At 64.8% G+C, this 18,952-nt stretch carries 14 protein-coding genes; 8 read left to right on the top strand and 6 right to left on the bottom strand.

Features of this window, described 5'->3' with window-relative positions; all coding sequences use genetic code 11:
• Positions 1–13: 13 nt before the first annotated feature.
• The 3 genes from K1X74_06905 to K1X74_06895 form a co-directional block, all read right to left on the bottom strand.
• Positions 14–1,453, bottom strand: a complete 1,440-nt coding sequence (locus K1X74_06905; protein MBX7166062.1) for a sigma-54 dependent transcriptional regulator — start codon at positions 1,451–1,453, stop codon at positions 14–16.
• Complete coding sequence (locus tag K1X74_06900; GenBank protein ID MBX7166061.1) at positions 1,431–2,897, bottom strand: HAMP domain-containing histidine kinase; 1,467 nt, start codon at positions 2,895–2,897, stop codon at positions 1,431–1,433. The genes K1X74_06905 and K1X74_06900 overlap by 23 nt, the downstream gene beginning before the upstream one ends.
• A 438-nt stretch (positions 2,898–3,335) precedes the next feature.
• Positions 3,336–4,814 carry an Nramp family divalent metal transporter gene (locus K1X74_06895; protein MBX7166060.1) on the bottom strand — a complete coding sequence of 493 codons (1,479 nt, stop codon included), beginning with the start codon at positions 4,812–4,814 and terminating at the stop codon, positions 3,336–3,338.
• Positions 4,815–5,102: 288 nt separating this feature from the next.
• On the opposite strand from K1X74_06895, the gene K1X74_06890 reads away from it, so the two are divergent.
• From K1X74_06890 to K1X74_06860, 7 genes are all read left to right on the top strand, one after another.
• Positions 5,103–5,501 carry a BlaI/MecI/CopY family transcriptional regulator gene (locus tag K1X74_06890; protein ID MBX7166059.1) on the top strand — a complete coding sequence of 133 codons (399 nt, stop codon included), beginning with the start codon at positions 5,103–5,105 and terminating at the stop codon, positions 5,499–5,501.
• The gene (locus tag K1X74_06885; protein MBX7166058.1) at positions 5,494–7,764 is read left to right on the top strand and encodes a hypothetical protein; all 2,271 of its coding nucleotides are present in this window, start codon (positions 5,494–5,496) and stop codon (positions 7,762–7,764) included. Before K1X74_06890 ends, K1X74_06885 begins: the two co-directional genes overlap by 8 nt.
• 129 nt (positions 7,765–7,893) lie before the next feature.
• Positions 7,894–8,769, top strand: a complete 876-nt coding sequence (locus K1X74_06880; GenBank protein MBX7166057.1) for a hypothetical protein — start codon at positions 7,894–7,896, stop codon at positions 8,767–8,769.
• 93 nt (positions 8,770–8,862) lie between these two features.
• The gene (locus K1X74_06875; GenBank protein ID MBX7166056.1) at positions 8,863–9,984 is read left to right on the top strand and encodes a Gfo/Idh/MocA family oxidoreductase; all 1,122 of its coding nucleotides are present in this window, start codon (positions 8,863–8,865) and stop codon (positions 9,982–9,984) included.
• A 140-nt stretch (positions 9,985–10,124) separates the two neighbouring features.
• Complete coding sequence (locus K1X74_06870; GenBank protein ID MBX7166055.1) at positions 10,125–11,120, top strand: squalene--hopene cyclase; 996 nt, start codon at positions 10,125–10,127, stop codon at positions 11,118–11,120.
• A 40-nt stretch (positions 11,121–11,160) separates the two neighbouring features.
• A complete protein-coding gene (locus K1X74_06865; protein ID MBX7166054.1) occupies positions 11,161–12,282 on the top strand; it encodes a hypothetical protein in 1,122 nt (373 codons plus the stop codon).
• Positions 12,283–12,710: 428 nt separating this feature from the next.
• Positions 12,711–13,859: a hypothetical protein gene (locus tag K1X74_06860; protein MBX7166053.1), complete on the top strand. Its 1,149-nt coding sequence runs from the start codon at positions 12,711–12,713 to the stop codon at positions 13,857–13,859.
• A 42-nt stretch (positions 13,860–13,901) separates the two neighbouring features.
• Here the strand turns inward: K1X74_06860 and K1X74_06855 are convergent, their stop codons facing one another.
• From K1X74_06855 to K1X74_06845, 3 genes are all read right to left on the bottom strand, one after another.
• Entirely contained in the window at positions 13,902–15,470 is a 1,569-nt protein-coding gene (locus K1X74_06855; GenBank protein MBX7166052.1) for an arylsulfatase, read from the bottom strand.
• 262 nt (positions 15,471–15,732) lie between these two features.
• A complete protein-coding gene (locus tag K1X74_06850) occupies positions 15,733–16,524 on the bottom strand; it encodes a hypothetical protein (GenBank protein MBX7166051.1) in 792 nt (263 codons plus the stop codon).
• A 9-nt stretch (positions 16,525–16,533) separates the two neighbouring features.
• Positions 16,534–17,457 (bottom strand): formylglycine-generating enzyme family protein, encoded by a 924-nt coding sequence (locus K1X74_06845; GenBank protein MBX7166050.1) that lies wholly within the window; start codon positions 17,455–17,457, stop codon positions 16,534–16,536.
• A 425-nt stretch (positions 17,458–17,882) separates the two neighbouring features.
• Here K1X74_06845 and K1X74_06840 point away from each other — a divergent pair, with 425 nt between their 5' ends.
• Complete coding sequence (locus K1X74_06840; GenBank protein MBX7166049.1) at positions 17,883–18,815, top strand: nuclear transport factor 2 family protein; 933 nt, start codon at positions 17,883–17,885, stop codon at positions 18,813–18,815.
• Positions 18,816–18,952 lie beyond the last annotated feature (137 nt).

Here is an 18,952-nt window from a genome sequence, read left to right as displayed (position 1 = left end):
CGCGCAAGCGTCGCTATTCACTCTCGCTCGCTGGTGCCGGGGGCGCGGCGGCATCGGCCGGGCCAAGTTTGCGCCGCAACGTGACCCGATGCAGCCCGAGCTGCCGCGACGCCGCGAGGTATTGTCCACCGTGCCGCTGCAGGACCGCCCGGAGCAACGGCGGTTCGACCGTCTGCAACAGTCGTTCGTGAAGATCGCAAGCGTCGGGCTCGATCGCGAGTTGTTGCCGGGTCCAGCGGTCGATGACTTGCTCGAGCGACAATTCGGCTGCTGCGTTCGGCGACTGCGGGGACGACGCCGGCGGCGGCAGATGCTCGGGCAAGATCGATCCGCCGCGTGCCAGGATCATGGCATGTTCGAGCGCGTTGCGCAGCTCCCGCGCGTTGCCCCACCAGGGGCGTCGCTCGAGTTCCTCGACGGTCTCCGGTGCCAGCGCAGGACATGCGCTGCGGTTCTTCGCGGCCAGACGCTGCAGAAAGTGTTGGGCCAGATCGCGAATGTCGCCGGCGCGCTCGCGCAACGGCGGCAACAAGATTTCGAACGCCCGCAGGCGAAAATAGAGATCGTGCCGAAACTGGCCCTCGGCGACCATGGCGCCGAGCTGTTGATGCGTCGCCGTGACCACGCGGAAGTCGCACAGAAGGGGCCGCTCGGCGCCCACCGGCCAGATCTCGCCGCGCTCCAGCACGCGCAACAGCTTGACCTGCACGTTCAGCGGAATGTCGGCCACCTCGTCGAAAAAGACGGTACCGCCATGGGCCTGCTCGAGCAGCCCTTTGCGTTGGACTTCGGCGCCGGTGAACGAACCCTTCACGTGGCCGAACAGCTCGCTCTCGGCCAGGCTGGGGCTGAGTGCCGCCAGATTGACCGGCACAAAAGGTCCGGCGTGCCTGCGGCTGAAGCGGTGAATGGCCCTGGCAATGAGCTCCTTGCCCGAGCCGCTCTCGCCTTGCACGTGCACGCAAGCGTCGGTCGCGGCGACCATGGCGACTTGCTTGAACACCTCTTGCATGCCGGGCGACGAGCCGATGATTTCGTCGTCGGTCTCGCTCGTGACTGGTCCCGGCGGAGTGCGCTGGTCGACTGCTGCGGATGGCGAGGCAATGGCCCGTTCGATGGCACGTTGCGCGACCTTCAGGTCGAACGGCTTGACGAGGTAGTCGAAGGCGCCCTTGCGCACGGCGGCCACGGCCACGGCCAATTCGCCAAACGCCGTGATGACGATGATCGGCACCTGCCCGAGCCGCTGCCGAAATCGATCGATGGCCGAGATGCCGTCGATGCCCGGCAGCCGGACGTCGAGCACGATGACGTCGGGCGCAATCGTGTCGAGCCGGTCGAACGCCTGCTCGGCCGACGACGCCGTCGAAGCCGTATGGCCCAGCTCGCGCACCAACTGCGCAAGACCCCAACAAACCGCCTGCTCGTCGTCAACAAGAAAGACGTGCGCCATGTTCCTGACTCACCCGGGGAAACTCGAAAACAAACCGCGTGCGTCCCGCCACGCGCTCGTACCGCAAACTGCCGCCGTGCCGCTGCGCCGCCTGCTGGGCGCAATACAGGCCCAGCCCCACGCCGTTGCGCTTAGTCGTGACGAATGATTGAAACAATCGTGGCGCGATGGCTGCTGGCACGCCCGCGCCGGTGTCCTCGACAATCAAGTTGCCGGTCTCTTCACCGCTTGCGGCGAGCTCGACGCGGACCTCGGCCGCCGTGGCCGATTCCACGCGCGCCGCCTCGAGCGCGTTGAGCAGCAGGTTCGTTGCCAACTGGTGCAGCGATTCGCGATCGCCGAGCAGCCTGGCAGGCTCGATCTGGCTGGTATCGAGACGCACGTCGGCGTGGGCAAACAGCGGCGCCACGAGCTCGACGGCGTCGGCCACGATCTCGCCGAAATCGACGCTCCGCAACTCGATTGGTTCGTGATTGTCCACTGCCAGAAACTGCCGCAGGAACGATTCCATCAAGCGGAGTTGACGCAAAACCACGGCCAGCGATTCGTCGCTCTCGGCCGTCAGGCACCGCCGTTGGTGCAGTTCGACGGCGATTCGCGTGCCGGCGGCCGTGTTGCGCAACTGGTGCGCCATCGCCCCGGCCAATTCGCCCATCGAGCGCAGCCGCTCGTGTTGGCGCACCTCGCGCTCGTACGAGGCCAAGCGCCGCGCCATGGCGTTGATCGATTCGGCCAGATCTCGGAACTCGTCGTTGCGATCCGGCGTGGGCAGGGGGGCGAATCGCCCCACCGAGATCGCCGCCGTCTGGCGAACCAACTCGCGGATCGGCAATGTGAAGCGGCGTGCCAGCCAACTGGCGATCGCCGACGAAATGATCGCCGCCAGCCCGCCCGCGAGAATCGCCGGCAATACCGACTGGCGGATTTGCGCGGTCAATTCGTCGCGCGGCTGGAGCACGACCAGGATGGTCGCGTCGCCGGTGGGCTGCCTGGCGAGCCGCGCCGCGCGGGCCAGGTATCTGCCGCGCGCGCAATCCAGTTCGAAAGAATCAGCGAACGGCCCTGGGCCTTGGTCGGCCAGCCGCGCCGCTACGACGCGCGCATCGGCCGCCGGCAACTCGAGCGTGGACTGTGCGATCGCGTGGTCCGCGTCGAGAATCACGAACTCGGCGCCGGACAGCGCGCGCGATTGCTCCAGCACCCGCGCCGTCAGGGGAAACGTGGCCTCGGCCAGCGTTGCGGCGGTTTGCTCCAACCGCTGCGCCTGCTCTTGGCGCACTCGGCGCACGGTCCATGCGGCCGTCAATCCCGTGGCCAGGCAGGTCGTCAGCAGGACCAGCGCAATCGACGGCCCCAGCAACTGCGCCTGTAACGGCCACCGCAGGCGGTGCGTGCGGGGTGCCCGATCGGCGTGCGCAAATGACGGGTGTTCGTCGGTCATCATGCCATCGCGTCGATGCGAGGGAGCCTGAATGCAAACGGTGTCGAGGAAATCGCGAATACCACGATCCTAATGCCTCGCCGCCTGGCGCCCTAGATGCCCCGTCGAGGCCAGCATGCCCAGGCTCTTGTCAGCCTGTCGCGTCGATAGCCGCGTGTGTCGCGCCGTTCGACATGCCCCATCGCGGTCGGCAGCCTGGTCGGACGTCGCAGTGTGCAAGAATTGCCGTAAATCGCCGGGGATTGCCTGGCATCGACCCGTGGCATGGACATTGCCTGGGACGGTCAGCGGCCTGCGGTCGGCACATCACGCCACGGTGCGTCGACGACGGCCGCGCTGCATTCCAGGCCGTGGCTCGGTGGAAGATTCTCGGCCAGCGAACGCACGCACAGGCTCTGCAGCGCCCACGACGAGCGCAGACCCGCCGCGCGATGCCGACGACTAAGCGCTCGCCTTACCGCCGGTGAGGATCTGCATCAAGTTGCCGCCGGTCGCGGCGTCGATCGCGAACACCGCAACGATCGTGATCGTCACGAAGGCGAACCACAGCCAGAAATCGGACCAGCGCGAAGGCGCCAGCCGCGGATCGGTGCGGCGGTAGCGCAGGTAGAGCGCCGCGCCGGCGATGATCGGCAGCGTCGCGGCCTGCACAAAACCGCCGATGATCACCATCAGCTTCGGATCGCGGTAATACAGATAGAGCAGCAGCCCCACGGCGGGGTAGATCACGCAGAACACGCCGGTCCACCAGTGGCGCTGCGCGTCGCTGCGATACCGGACCGCCTTGACCAGGCCCAAGAAGTCGGCCGTCAATCGGCTGTTGGCCGCCGAAGCCACGTACAGCGTCTTGAACAGCACGGCCCAGACCCCGATGAGGAAGAAGATCTTCGTCCACTCGCCAAAGGCCGGGACGTACATCTCGGCCAGTGTGGCGATCATCTGCCCCTTTTCCGGATGCAACCCTTGGCGGTGCAGCACGGTCGCCCCCAGCAGGTAGAACGCGACGGTAGCCGTGGTGAACACCACCATGCTGACCCAAGCATCGAGATACATCACCCGCAACCAGCCCTTGGCACGATCGACCCATCGCGGATCGGGACTGCAGGGGCCCGTGAATCGCGCATAGCCCTTTTCCAGGCACCAATACGGATAGGCGTACAGCTCCGAAGCCCCGACGCCGGTGATGCCAAACGCGCCAAACGCCGCCGCGATCGCGGTACTCGACAAGAACAACGCATCGAGTGAAAAACCCTCGCGCAGGTCGCCCAGCCGTAGCGGGTAACCCGTCGCCGGCAGCATGCACACGCAAGCCACGGTGATCAGCGTTACGGCGGCCACGAGCAGCGTGGTGATGCGCTCGATGCGCCGGTACCCGCCGCTGAGCAACAGCAAGATCGCGGCCATCGCGGCCAGCACGGCCCACGGGTGCTCGGGCTTTTCGGCGATCGCCTGGCTGATGCCCGGCCAGATGCCTTTCAACCGTTCGGCCAGCCACGGCGAACCCTGGGGAAAGGCCAGGTGCACGGCCTGGCCCACGCCACCGGCCATGGCGCCCAGTTGCACGACGGTGATCAACAACATGATGAACCACCACCAGACGAGCCAATGCGTCCCCAGGCGCGGTCCCGGCAAATCATCGAGCCCGGCGAGGGTCGGCTTGCCGGAAGAAATGGCGTAGCGCCCGAGCTCGATCTGGACGAAGACCTTGATCACGCAACTGAACAAGATCAGCCACAGAAACACGAAGCCGTATTGCGCGCCAAGCGCGGTGGTCAGCAGCAATTCGCCCGAGCCGACGATGCTGCCGGCCAAAATGATGCCGGGCCCGATTTTGCGCAGGGCCGCCGGCAGGCTGCGCGGCGGCTCCTGAATCGTTTCGTTCGACAGGGCGTACGGTTCGTACGGCGCTTGGTTTTCCATGCCGAGAAGCGGCCCCCTGGGACTCGCGGCCATCGAGCAAAGCAACTCCCCGACGGCAACTTGCTCCTCCAGCCGGCTGCCGTCGGCGTCCCGTTCTAACACGACACCGGGCGCAACCCAAGCTGGGGAATCCAGTCTTCGTGTTCGGCAAACGAGCCGCGAAGGCTGATCGTGCCTGCCTGCGAATTTGCTTGACTTCGCCCACTCTCTGGCTACGATTCACCGACGTACGTCGTACAGACGTAGACAGATCACTCCCCCGGGAATGGCTGCCTTTCACGGAACAACATGGCACATTTCGACGTCAAGTCGCTGGGTCCGCTGCAACGACAGCTCATTGAATTCCTCTGGGATCGAGGGCCGGCGACCGTGGCCGAACTGCACGAACGCCTCGGTGCCGCCGGCCACGAAGTGACTTATACGACCGTTCTGGTTGCCCTGCAGAAGCTCGAAAAAAAGGGCTGGGTACAACACCGCGCGCGGGGTCGCGCCTATCAATACTCGGCGCGCGTTAGCCGCAAACAAAACCGCACCAGCAGTCTCGGCGAACTGCTGCACAAGCATTTCGCCGGCGATGCCCGAGAGCTCGTTTCGCAGCTATTGGAACTCCATCCTGCGTCCGACGAGGAATTGCGCGAGCTGCGGCAACTGATCGAACAACGTCGCCGGGAGCTGCGCCATGGCTGAACTCGGGGCGGATATCCTGGCCAGTTTGATGTCGCTGGTCGAGCGCGACGCCTGGCAACTGTTTGCCTGGAACTGCCTTTGGCAATCGACCGTCGTTTGCCTGATTGGCTTGGCGGTCGAGCGGCTGTGCCGCAAGCAGTCGGGGGCTTGGAGGGCGGAGGTCTGCCTGGCGACGGTGTGCCTGGCGGTGGTGACGCCGCTGTTGACGACTGCCCTCCGCTCGACCAGGCATGAAATCACCTGGTCGCTGCCGCACGCGTGGTCAACTGCGCTGCCAGTACCGGAGGCGGCTACGGGAAGCGTTGCATACAGCAGGTCGATGCCCGGCGCATCAACTGCCGGGGCCAAGCCGGCGCCAGTTGCGGCAACACACCCAACACTGCGGTCATTGTTCGTACCGCAAGGCGAATTACCTGACAGCGAACCGTTCGCGGACCAGGCAACCGCCGATACAGCGGCGCTGAATGCGGAGCCTGCAAGGGTCCCCAGGCATGTTCCAGCGGCGAGCAGCCTCGATGACACGGCCTTGCTGCCTGAATTCACGTCGGCCGCGCAGCTCGAATCGCTGGCCGAGCATGACTCGAGACTTCTGCCCAATCCTTGGCTCGTCACAGCAATGGGCTGGGTATTACTGGTTGGTTGGCGATTTGCAAGGATCGCGCACGACGTCCAAACCCTGGCCCGGCTTCGACGACGCTCGTTGTACGATGTACCGGCGAAGATCACGGCTGAGTTTAACCGTGCGGCAGCGGCCCTGAGATTCGCCGGTCGATTCCAGGTGCGCCACTCATCCGACATTAAGGTGCCGACGTTGTCGGGCATCCGTCGGCCAGTTGTCCTAATTCCCACTCAGGCGCCCAGGAATGCAGACTGGTACCAGGTCGCCTGTCACGAACTGGCGCATGCCCAGCGCCGGGATAATCTGGCCCAGGCAAGCTTTCAGCTCGCGTTGCTCGTCCTGCCGTGGCAACCGCTGTTGTACGTTGTGCGGCGCGCATTTCTTGTCGCCGCGGAACAAGCTGCCGATCACCGTGCCGTGCGTGGCGGGATCCATCCTGTGGACCTGGCCGAGCAGCTCACGATGTGGCTCGCGGCCACGGGAAACGCGCGCTCGCCAGGAACTGCCATGGCCCATCGTCACCCTTCAACGAGGAGGAGAATCATGGATTTGCTCGCTTTACCTCCAGAAAACTGCCCCCAAGCCATGCGCCCCGTGATGCACTGGTTCGTCCTCGCCTCGGCACTGCTACTCTGCCTGGCACTGTCGACGCTTCGGATCAACGCAGAAGAAACCGCGCCTCCTTCCACCGGCGGCGCCAATCGACCCGCGCCCGTAATCGCCGTGGCACCTCCCGTGAGCGAAGTCGCGACTGACGAGGAGCGGCAACCACGATCCAATGACGAGATCAATGCGGCCATCGTCGAGCGTGACGCTTTCCGCCTCGGGCCGGGTGACCGATTGCGAATCGACGTCAGGCTAACGCCCCGCGACGAGCGAATGCTCCAGCCCGGCGATGTGGTGCATGTTTCGGTCAGTAACACGCTGGCCAGTGAGCCGGTCGAAGGCCCGTATGTCGTCGCCTTTGACCATAGCCTGCACTTCAATGCCAGCTATGGCGCTGTCGACGTGAAAGGCAAAAACCTTGCCGCCGCCCGGGACGCGGCCGCAAGTCACTTCAAGTCGATGTTGGGCGATTCCGAGCTGCAAATGTATTACGCTCCCGCTGCCTTTACGCTCAACGCGCTTGTCGATTCGGCGCCCAGGTCAATTCAGGACGACAAGCAGCCGAGGGAGCCGACGTGGAGGGTAGCACCCGACGGCACGCTGAAAATCCCACGATTCGGCAGTTTTGCAGTCATTGGCAAAACGCTCGCCCAGGTCGAACAGGCGATTGCCATTCGGTGCGAGGAGCAAGGGTTCGACGCTCGAGTCGAAGTGATCCTCGACGACATGGGTCAGCACTATTGTTTCGTCGGGGTCATGGATCAACCGGGCACTGTGAAACGTCGTCCGCTACACGGTGGCGAGACGGTGCTGGATATGTTGACGGACCAGGACGCAGGAATTAGCGCGTTATTGTCGGAGGGCGCGGTTGTCGAGTACATCGGCCGAGCGCCGGTTGGGGTCGCCAATCAAATCGTTCTTACACTCAACGCGATCATTCGCGATTCCAGCGGTGAGCAAAACCCTCGCGTGCATCATGGCGACCGGATCCTCCTTCGCCCGCTGGAACAGCGAAAAACAGGTTCTGGCCAATTCTGAAGAACGCTTCCTAGAAAAGTTCAAGCGGTGCCTCCCTATTTTGGCCACGGTCTACCTGATCGAGTTCAGTCCGGCTAGCCTCCCATGGTAGTCTGCGTTCTGTCGCAGCTAACCAGGGAGAGTATTGCCATGTCCGACCGCCTACTTACCGTTGCGCTTTCCGTGATGGCGACCTATGGCCTGCTGAAGCTGGCGCCCGGCGATGCGGTGGCGCCCCGGGAACTCGTGGTCGATCGGCTGGTCGTGCGACACGAGCTGATCGTTTCCGACACCGAGCAGCCCTGGGAGTCGGGCTACGAGCGCCAACAGATTCCACGCGGCCTGTATGCCCGGGCGCTCCACGACGGCCCCGGCGGGCTCTGGGTGCGCAGCCGGCTGATCAAGGGCGAAATCGACGATCCGTTCGACGACCGGTTTCACGCCCTGGAGCGCGACGGCTCGCTGCGCCGCGCGCCGGGTCACATCTCGTGGAACGTCTGGCTCGACGACGCGTGGCGACAAACGACCATCATTCAGGGCGAAGGCGTCGAGCTGTCCGAAGTCCCGCGCGAGCAATGGAACGGCGCCACGCATCCCGGTCGATTTCGCGTGCAGACTTTTCGACCCGGACACAGCGAGCCACTGACCGATGCCTTGATCGGGCAGGGCATGATGTCGCTCGGCGGCGGCGGATACGGCGGCGGAGGGCTGCCCTCGGCCGACGAGGTGCTCGAGCTCTGGGGCGGCCGCGTGCAGGAAATGCCACTTCCCGTGCCGGCCGCTCCGCAGATCGTCCGCACCGACGGGACCGACCCGCATCGTTATGCATTAATCGCCGTCGGCGCCCAAGGTCTGCGGTCCGCGGCTTCGCCGGCGGTGGCAAGCCGGGGACTGGCGACCTTGGCCTGGGACAGCGTGGCAGGGGCCGACGCTTACATGGTGCTGCGCGACGGTCAAGAAGTTGCCGGCCCGCTGCGCATCGAAGGCGCGCGGAAGGAATGGCGCGACTCGGGCCGTGCACCTTGACCAGGTGAACGGCGCGCGGCGAGGCGTTATAGTGCCCCCTTGCGGAAACGAATAAGGGGCCTTGGGCAACGACGAACAGAGCATCCGGTCGCCATGAGCAAGCAAAAACAATCCGTCAATGTCGCCATCATCGGCCTGGGCTTCGGGGCTGAGTTTATCCCGATTTACCAGGCGCATCCGCAGGCCAACATGTATGCGGTTTGCCAGCGGAACGAGGCGCATATGCGCGAGATCGGCGAGCGGTTCGGCATCGAGCGCCGATACTCCCGCTACGAAGACGTCCTGAAGGACCCGGACGTCGACTTCGTACACATCAACAGCCCGATTCCGGACCATGCGGCCATGTCGCTGGCCGCGCTCGACGCCGGCAAGCACGTCATGTGCACCGTGCCGATGGCCACGACGGTGGCCGAGTGTGAACAAATCGTCGCCAAGGTTCGCGCGACGGGCCTCAAGTACATGATGGCCGAGACGGTCGTTTACAGCCGCGAGTTTCTGTTCATCAAGGACCTGTACGACCGCGGCGAGTTGGGCAAGATCCAGCACCTGGCCGCCTCGCACCCGCAGGACATGGACGGCTGGCCGGCCTACTGGGAACGGATGATCCCCATGCATTACGCCACGCACGTGGTCAGCCCCTGCCTGGGCCTGCTCGACGCGCGGGCCGAGTACGTGAGCTGCTTCGGCTCGGGCACCGTGCGCGAAGACATTCAGCAGAAGTCGGGCAACCGCTTCGCCGTCGAGTCGTGCCACATCAAGATCAAGGACAGCGACGTCACGGCCCACATCTGGCGGTTTCTCTACGATGTGGCGCGCCAATACCGCGAGAGCTTCGACGTGTACGGCACGAAGCAGAGCTTCGAGTGGACGCTCGTCGAGGGCGAGCCGCACGTCCTGCACACGGCCAAGAAGCCCGAACCGGAAATCGCCTCGAAGGTCGAGGTGCCCGACTTTGCCCATCGGCTGCCGGAGCCGATCCAGAAATTCACGCGCTCGATCCAGGACGCCGATCACCTGTCGTTCATCCAGGGTGGCGGCCACGGTGGCTCGCATCCGCATCTCGTCCACGAGTTCGTCAGCGCACTGCTCGAAGACCGCGACCCGTGGCCCAACGCCGTGCAATCGGCCAACTGGACCTGCGTGGGAATCTGCGCTCACGAATCGGCCCTCAAGGGCGGCGAGATCGTACGGTTGCCGGCATTCACGCTGGTCTAAGTCCCAAGCCAAGGTGAGGTCGTCATGACGCTGCCGTTGTCGCAACCGCTTCGCGCGGTCTTCGCGTTCGTGGTCGCCGGTCTGGGCCTGCTGTCGGCCCGCCCGGCTTCACTGCAACAAGCCTGGCGGACGAGCCCGCTTTGCCAGCCGTCACCGATCCCGGGCCGAACACGGCCGATGAGCCGCTGGGAAGCTTTTCGGTGGCTCGGGCCGCCCAGTTTCTCGACAACGCCTCGCTCCATTGGCAAGAGCAGCGCAAGTGCATGACCTGCCACACGAACTACCTGTACTTGCTGGCCCGGCCCCAAATGCCGACCCGTTCCCCGGCCGAGGCGGCCGTGCGGACGTTTGCCGAGCAGATCGTCACCGAGCGTTGGCCCGACAAGGGGCCGCGCTGGGACGCCGAAGTGGTGATGACGGCCGCGGTGCTGGCCTCGCACGACGCCGCCACGACGGGCAAGCTGCACCCCACGACGCGCTTGGCCCTGGATCGGATGTGGGAAGTGCAGCGTGCCGACGGCGGCTTCGACTGGATCAGTTGCAACTGGCCGCCGATGGAATCGGACGAACACTTTGGTGCCACGATGGCCGCCTTGGCGGCCGGTTGGGCGCCCGAGGGCTACGCGCGCGAAGCGGCCGTTGTCGCAAATCTAGACAAGCTGCGGGCCTATTTCCGCGAGCACCCGCCGACGATGCTACACCACCGCGCGATGCTGCTGTGGGCCTCGGCCAAGGTGGACGGCATTCTCACGGCCGATGAACAGCAGGCCGTGCTCGACGAGTTGCTCGCCTTGCAGCGACCTGACGGAGGCTGGGTGTTTGCCAGCTTGGGCAATTGGGATCGCTCCGACAGCTCGCCACAGGACCTCGAACATAGCGACGGCTATGCGACCGGACTGGTTGTCTATCTCGCGCGTGTTGCCGGGGTGGCCGCCAACGATCCACGCCTGGTGCGCGGCGTCGACTGGCTTCGTCAGAATCAGCGGGCCAGTGGACGCTGGTTTACGCGATCGGCCTGGGCCGACGGTAAGCACTACATCACCCACGCAGGCACGGCGATGGCCGTCATGGCGCTGGCCGCCTGCAATGCCCTGGACCCCGCGCCCGAAGGCACGGCGAGCGCAGCGACGAACTGACCCGGCCGCGCTGGCCGGATCGTACTTCAGGAGTGCAGACGTGAACATCAATCGACGTCTTGGGAACGCTTCGCTGGGCGTGCTGCTGACAGCGTTGGTCGTCGGGCACACGACGGCGGGCGTGGCCGCCGACTGGGCCCAAGTGACCGAGGACGAACGGGCCATCAAGATCGAGACCGAGCAGCTCGAAGCCGTCATTCCCAAGCGCAATCCCAAGCATTGGATGACCGGGATCGAGAAGGGTTCGTTTCTCGACAAGGCCACCGGGTTTCGCGAGGTGGGCGACGGACTGATGGTCATCGACTGGCTCATGGAGCCCGGCAGCGACGCCGAATGGGCCGAGCAGGTGTTCGCGCCCGACGGCAACGGCGTGGGCCGTTACACCTGGTACGAAAACGAGACTGACCCGGCGCGGCGCGAATATGCACTGATGGCGCACGGCAGCAGCCACCGCAAGCGGATGGTGGAAGGCCCGCAGCTTTGCCACCGCATGAAACCGGTCGAGCCCGAGGTGATCCGTGGCGCCGATTACGTGGCCGTGCGGACGCGCTACAAGTTCGAGTACGCCGCCCCCGGCCGCAAGGCGGGATCGCAATGGACGCAGCTCATCGTCTTTCCGCGCGGGCAGCGGTTCTTTGTCTTGATGGACAAGATCGACTCGGTGAACGACGCCGAAGAATTGTTTCTTCGCAACGACACGCCCGGCTGCGTGCGCCACGAGCGCGGCGATACGTTCAGCGAGATGTACCTCAGCTACCTGAGCGGGCCGCAAGGCGTGCATATCCCGGCCAGCGAATTCTTCGCGCCGTTTCCGCCCGATCTGAAATTCGGCTATCGCCGCGACACGCACCACACGCCCGAGCGGTTCATCCGCGCGTATCATCTGCGCGATCCGCAAACGGGGCGCGATGGGCCGTGGCTCGCCGGGCTCACGCTCGATCCGGAGATCGTTTACGAGGCGTGGTGCAGCCAACGCCCCGGCGGCATCATCGTGATGATCGAAGAAGTGTACGGCCGGCCGATTCGCGCGGGGCAATCGTTCAGCGCGGCACACGTCGTCGGCTTCTTCGACGATCTCGACGCGATGAACGCCACCTACGACCGATACCGGGGGCACACGGCCCTGGAAGTCGACGGGCAGGGCTGGCGGCTGGTGAAATAGCCGCTGCCTCCGCGGCCGGTCACGGTGTGCTCTGGGCACACGGTTGGCCGCCGGCTTCTCCGCAAACTCGCCGCAGGCCGCATAGGCGGAACAGACAGCGAGGGCTCGCCCCGCCGAATGGGCCGTGTCTCCTGCTTGCCAGCGTGCTCCGCGGCTGACCGGCCCGATGAATCTCAGTGACCCGGAATCGTTGACATTGCCGGAACGGTCGTAACCCTGGTCGCATTGGGCTCATGTCGCGCGCTTGGCTGCTTGCGATTCTGCTGTTGGCGGTCTGCGGCATGTCGCCCGGCCCAGTAGCTTGCCGGATCTGCAGGGCGGTCGAGTTGCAATCGGCATCCTCGCCGACCGCGGCGAGCAGCGCAGCCAAAGCACCCGCAACCGACCCTATCTGGCGGCGCACCTGGCAGCTCTCTCCGACGGTCACCTTGAAGCTGCGGGGGCGCATCGACACCGACTCGCTGTGGGTCGTGCAAAGTGCCGCGAGCGAGGCGATCGTCGGCCACTACGGCGACGTCACCGGGTTGCGCCGGGCTCGCGTCGGCGCCGAGGGCAAGTTCGACGATTGGGGCCGCTACGTCACCGAGATCGACGTGGCCACCGGCGAGGTCGTGCCGCAAGACGTGTTCGTCGGCCTGGGCAATCAGGGCGAGGAGGGCGAGTTTCGCTGCGGCCACTTCCGCGAACCCTTTAACCTCGAAGGCTATACGAGCGCTCGTTTCTTGCCATTCATCGAACGCTCTCCCGCCGGCGTGTTCGACCCGGTGCGCAACTGGGGACTCGGCTGGTTTGCCACAATGTTCGAACAGCGCGGCACCTGGGCCGTCGTGGCGGCGCACGCCGGTGACGGTCCCGGAGACTTCGCCTCGGGCGCGGGCAGCACGGTCGATTTCACCGAGCGGCTGACCTATGCCCCCGTCGTCGAAGATTCCGGGCGCCGGCTGCTGCACTTCGGATTGGCACTTTCCGAGCGGCTGCCCGAGCATGGCGAGATCGACGTCGCGCAGCGACAGCAATCGTTGCTGCTCGATGTGGATAATCCGCCGGCGGGGGCCTTCTCAAGGCAAATCAAGATCCCAGCCAACTATCAGCAATTGGTCAATCTGCAAGCGGCGGCGGTTCGCGACGGCTGGTGGGCGCAGGCCGAGTGGTATGGATCGTGGATCGATCAGCCCGACGCCGGCGCGGTCTTCTACCATGGCTGTTACGCGGCCGGCGGCTGGTTCCTCACGGGCGAGCATCGCCTCTATTCAAAAGAGATGGGGACCTTCCGCAACGTCGAAGTACGTCGCCCATTCTTACGCGGATCAAACACCGAAGACCGCTCGCGCGGGCCCGGCGCCTGGGAACTCACCACGCGCTTCGCCTGGCTCGACACGGTCGACGGAAACGCGCCGCTCGGATCGAACGGGTTCCCCCAGGGCCAGCAGCTGCCGCAGTTTACGTGCGGCGTCAATTGGTACCTGTCCGACTACGTGCGTCTGATGTTCAACTACAGCTACGAGTCGCCCGTCTACCCGGACCGAGGCACGGGCGTCGGGCAACTGCTCGCCGCGCGGCTGGCCGTGTGGTGGTAAGACCGCTTTCGGCCAGCCGCCGCGCACGATGAGCGCTCGCGTTCAGTGCTGCTGAGGCTTCTGCAGCGAATCCAGGACCTCGTCCAGGTTGAAGGACGCCGCCTTCTGGCGCTGCGGAAACTCTCGGAAGGTCATCAAGAACTTGGCGACGTAATCCTGTGCCGGCACCAGCATGAAGGCGCGGTCGATCATCCAGTCGTAATAGGTGTTCGACGTGATGTCGGCGCGCTCGAATGGGTCCAACCGGATATTGAAAATCTTCGGCACGCGGAGGGTCGTAAACGGCTCGGCCCAGACGCGCAGAGTGCCGGGAGCCCGCTGCTCCATGAACACAAACTTCCAGTTGTTATAGCGCAGGCAGGTCAGCTCCTGGTCGTCGTTGCAATAGAGGAACGACTCGCGCGGGCTCTTTTCCTGCTGACCCGTGAGGTAGGGCACAAGGTTGAATCCGTCGAGATGCACCTTGTATTGCATCTCTCCGACCTGAGCCCCCTTGGCCAGTCGCGCGACCACGTCCGAATCACCCGCCACGGCGAGCAGCGTCGGCAACCAGTCGTGATGGCCGACAATCTGGTTGGAGACCTTGCCCGGCTTGATCTTGCCCGGCCATCGGACGATGCACGGCACCCGATAGGCGCCTTCCCAGTTCGAGTTCTTCTCGTTGCGGAAGGGCGTCATCGCGCCGTCGGGCCAGGTGTTCATGTGCGGTCCGTTGTCGGTGCTGTACATCACGAACGTGTTGTCGGCGACACCCGCGTCGTCGAGCGCCTTGAGCACCGTGCCGACGTTCTTGTCATGATCGATCATCGCGTCGACGTATTCGCTCATGCCTGGGCCCGACTGGCCGCGGCTTTCTGCCTTGACGTGCGTGCGGAAATGCATGTGCGTGAAATTCACCCACACGAAGAACGGCTTGCCGGCCGTGGCCTGTCGCGAAATGAATTCGGACGCGCGGTTGGCGACGTCGTCGTCGATCGTTTCCATCCGCTTGCGCGTCAGGGGCCCAGTATCCTTGATCACCTGTTTGCCGACCTTGCCGAACCGCGGATCGACCGTCGGATCGTCCTGATCGGTCGCCTTGCAATCGAGCACGCCGCGCGGACCGTACTTCTCGCGGAAAGCCGGATCCTTCGGATAATCCGGGTGCTCCGGCTCTTCCTCGGCGTTCAGGTGGTAAAGGTTGCCGTAGAACTCATCGAACCCATGCACCGTGGGCAGGAATTCGTTGCGATCACCCAGGTGGTTCTTGCCAAACTGGCCGGTCGCATAGCCCAACGGCTTGAGCAACTCGGCGATCGTCGGGTCTTCCTTGCGCAGGCCCAGGGTGGCGCCGGGCAGGCCCACCTTGGTGAGCCCGGTGCGCAGCCCGTGCTGCCCGGTCAGAAACGACGCACGACCCGCCGTGCAGCTCTGCTCGCCGTAGTAATCGGTGAACATCATCCCTTCGCGGGCGATGCGGTCGATGTTCGTCGTGGTATAGCCCATCAGCCCCAAGGAGTACGCGCTGATGTTCGTCAGCCCGATGTCGTCGCCCCAGATGATGCAGATATTCGGCTTTTTTCCAGTCGCCTGGGCATTGGCCGCAACGACGGCGTTGTGCTTGTTCACCATGGCCACGAGCGTCGCATCGCAGCAGGGCTGCTGCGTTGGCGCAGGGCTGCTTGCTGCTTGCTGTTCCGCTATCAGGCCAGCGACCGGCCCGGCGGCAATCGGCTGTTCCACGACTCCACTGGAGGCGGCAAACCAGCCCAAGACACCGCCGATCGCCACGCAAACCAGCGCAGCAGACAAAGATTGAATTCGCATCGCGCGATCTCCCGAGCATGACAAGAGCCGAACTGAGAACAATTGTCGAGCGACAATTGTGCCCATCTTAGCGGCCGGAACTCGCTTGCCAAGCGAATTGCAGATCGAAGAGCGGCTGATGATCGACGCGCACCATGCCGCGGGCAGGCCGGTCGAAGTCGAGCACGACGAACAACACCAGGGCCAACAGCACGTTCGAGGCGACCCACAAGCCCGCGTGCCGGCGCTCGACCTGGCCCGACGAGTGACCGATCAAGACGCTCGAGACAAGCGTGCACGTGACCAGCAGCGCCAGCACGGCCGGGGGCACATGATTGCGCACGGCCCAGGTTCGCGTCGCGTGCAAATCGATGACCGCGTTCGCGGCCGGCACAACCATGCTCGTGAGCGTGAGCTGCTGGTTCGCCTTCGCGGCGGCGCTCACGGCGCGCCATAGCGCGTCCAGATGCCCATCAATCTCGCGATTCGTGGTCTCGACGACTTGCGGTTCGAGGGCATGCGCATGCTGGTGGAGGCGCGCCGCAAGGTAGCTGGCGAGCGCCTGGCGGATCGGCTCGCCGGCCGAGCCGTCGAGTAGGCCCGCGCGCAGATAACAGGTACCTAGGGCGTTGGCCTCGTCGAGCACGACCCGACGGCGGACGTCATGGCGCGCGGCCGTCATGGAGAAGGTGAACCCCAGGAGCAAGGCCGACAAGCCGAACACACTGGCCTTGAGCGTGGACGAAACGTGACGCGAATCCTCGTTCTCGCAGCGATGCCGGCTCCGTCCCAGCCAAAACCCCAACTCGTCGCACACGAACATCAACGCGAGCAGCAACACGACCAGGGGCCACGTCGGCCAAACATAGATCCAATTCATCGAGGCGACCTACGGCAAGCGTACGCAGCGAAAACCCACGTGTGACATGCCCGTGTCGGGCGTGCAGCCGTGCCGCGCGCTGGGCCGATAGCGCGAGCAGTAGCTGTCGTTGCACAGAAACGAGCCGCCGCGCTGAGCGCGCCGCTGCTCATACGGATGCAGCGGATCGTTGCTGGCGGCGGGGCCTTCTGGGTTGACCGTCAACGCGTCCGCCCGGCGCGGGTACAGCTCGCGATCGTACCAATCGTTGCACCATTCCCAAACATTGCCGGCCATGTCGTACAGCCCGTAGCCGTTGGCCGCGAACGAACCGACGGGGGCCGTCCGAGGATAACCGTCGGCCTCGGAGTTCCGGTCAGGAAAGCTGCCTTGCCAGAGATTGGCCATGCAGCGCAGGTCGTTGGGCGGTTGATCGCCCCAGACATATGGCTGCCGGCTCAGACCGCCGCGCGCCGCACATTCCCATTGCGCCTCGGTCGGCAGTTGCTTCTCGGCCCAGCGCGCATAGGCCTGACAGTCGTCCCAGGAAACCTGCACGACCGGATGCTGCTGGCGACCCTCGAGCGTGCTGCCTGGCCCCTCGGGATGACGCCAAGATGCCCCCGGCGTCCAGCGCCACCACTGCGCATAGTCGTCGAGCGGCACCGGATGATCTGGCGGAGTGAATACCAAGGAACCGGGCACAAGAACTTCCGGGGGCGGCGGTGGAGTGCCTGGTGGAGACTGGCGCAACAACTCCTCGACATTCGGCGCGCGTTCCGCGGTCGTTCGATATCCGGTCGCTTCGACAAACTTTTCGAACTGCGCGTTGGTGATCTCGTAGCGATCCATCCAGAAGCCGTCGACTCGAACACGGTGGGCGGGCCGCTCGTCGTCCCAGGCCGACGGATCATCCGAGCCCATCCAGAACTCGCCGCCGGGGACCCACACCATACCCTCGGGCGCCGCTCCTCCCGCGGCGGGCGCGTTGGGAACGCCCTGAGATGACTTCGAACCAGCTTCGCCTGCAGTTGCCGCAACAGTCGCCGCGTCGGGTTCGCTACTACTACCTTTGGAGGGTGCAGGTCGCAGCGCAGCGCGGGCCAGGAAAGCTAAACCAAACGCCAAAACAGCCAACAGCGCCAAACGCCATCCGGACATCGGTCGTGTTCTCGCGGTGCGCGGGTCCTTGAACACAATGCGAACAAAGTCTCGCATCAGCCGCTGTGGTCCGCAACGGACGGCAACGGTCTGCGTGCCCGAAAACCATCTCCCCAACAGCCGACGCCGGCACGCGAGAATTTTTGTTTTTTGCTACCAATCGTCCTGAGATTGCGTAATCTGAAGCCGTCTTATGGGGGTTGTTAGGGAGACGTGTCGTGACGCGAACATTGGCTCGCAGTTTGTCGCTCCTTGCGGTTTCGCTTGCCCTGGCGTGTGGAATCGGCAGTTCGCTCGCCGTGGACTCGGATGACGCGGCCGCGGTGCGCAAGGCGCTCGCCGCGCTCGTCGAGGCTGTCAATCGACATGATGCGGCCGCGGTCGCTGCCGGCTGGAGCGAAGACGCCGTATACGTCGATCCGGCGGATGGACTGCAGCTCAACGGGCGAAGCGAGATTCAAGCCCGTTACGAGGCCATCTTCAAGGAACAGCCCCAATTGAAGCTCGTCGCGACGATTACCGAATTGCAGCTCGACGGCGACAGTTCGGCCCGCGTGCGCGGCACGACCGAAACCGACGACGGCAGCGGCAACAAGACGGCCGGCGCCTTTCTCGCCGAGCTGGAGCGCAAGGAAGATCGCTGGCTGATCCTGGCCGCCGAGGAAACCGATCCCGATCCGTTGACCGACCTCGCGTGGCTCGTCGGCGATTGGGCGGACGAAGCCAGCGCGACGAGCACGCAATCGACCTTTGCCTGGGCGGCCGACGGACGCATGCTCGTACGGACCTATTCGCTGACCACCGAAAACGGTCCGCAGGAAGGCACGCAATACATCGCCTGGGACGCGCGCCGTGACGAGATCCGCACCTGGGTCTTCACTTCGATCGGAACCTGGGCCGAAGGCACCTGGACTCCGCAGGAAGACCATTGGGCGATTCACTGGACCGGAACGCTGGCCGACGGCCGCGCCGCTTCGGCGACCCAAGTGCTCAAGCCGATCGATGAAGACACCTTCCAGGTGCAATGGACCGACATCGACCTCGACGGCGAGTTGCGCCCGGCCACTGAGCTGGTTACGGTCCGCCGTGTCGCCCCGACCGCGAACGCCAACGAACCCGCCCAACCCTCGCAGGAAGGCGATTCCCCATGAGCACGTGCTCTTCAAAACTCCGCTCGCTGGCCTTGGCCGCAATCGCCTGCGCTGGCGCTGCAATGATGTGTGAACAGGCGTTTGCCATCGGCGCACGGGGTGGCGGCGGACGAGCCGGCGGCGGTGCCAGGATGGGT

The organism is Pirellulales bacterium, assembly GCA_019694435.1.
GTDB lineage: Bacteria > Planctomycetota > Planctomycetia > Pirellulales > JAEUIK01 > JAIBBZ01.
Note: the sequence above shows the minus strand (reverse complement) of the source record. Positions and strands in the feature narration are given on the sequence as shown.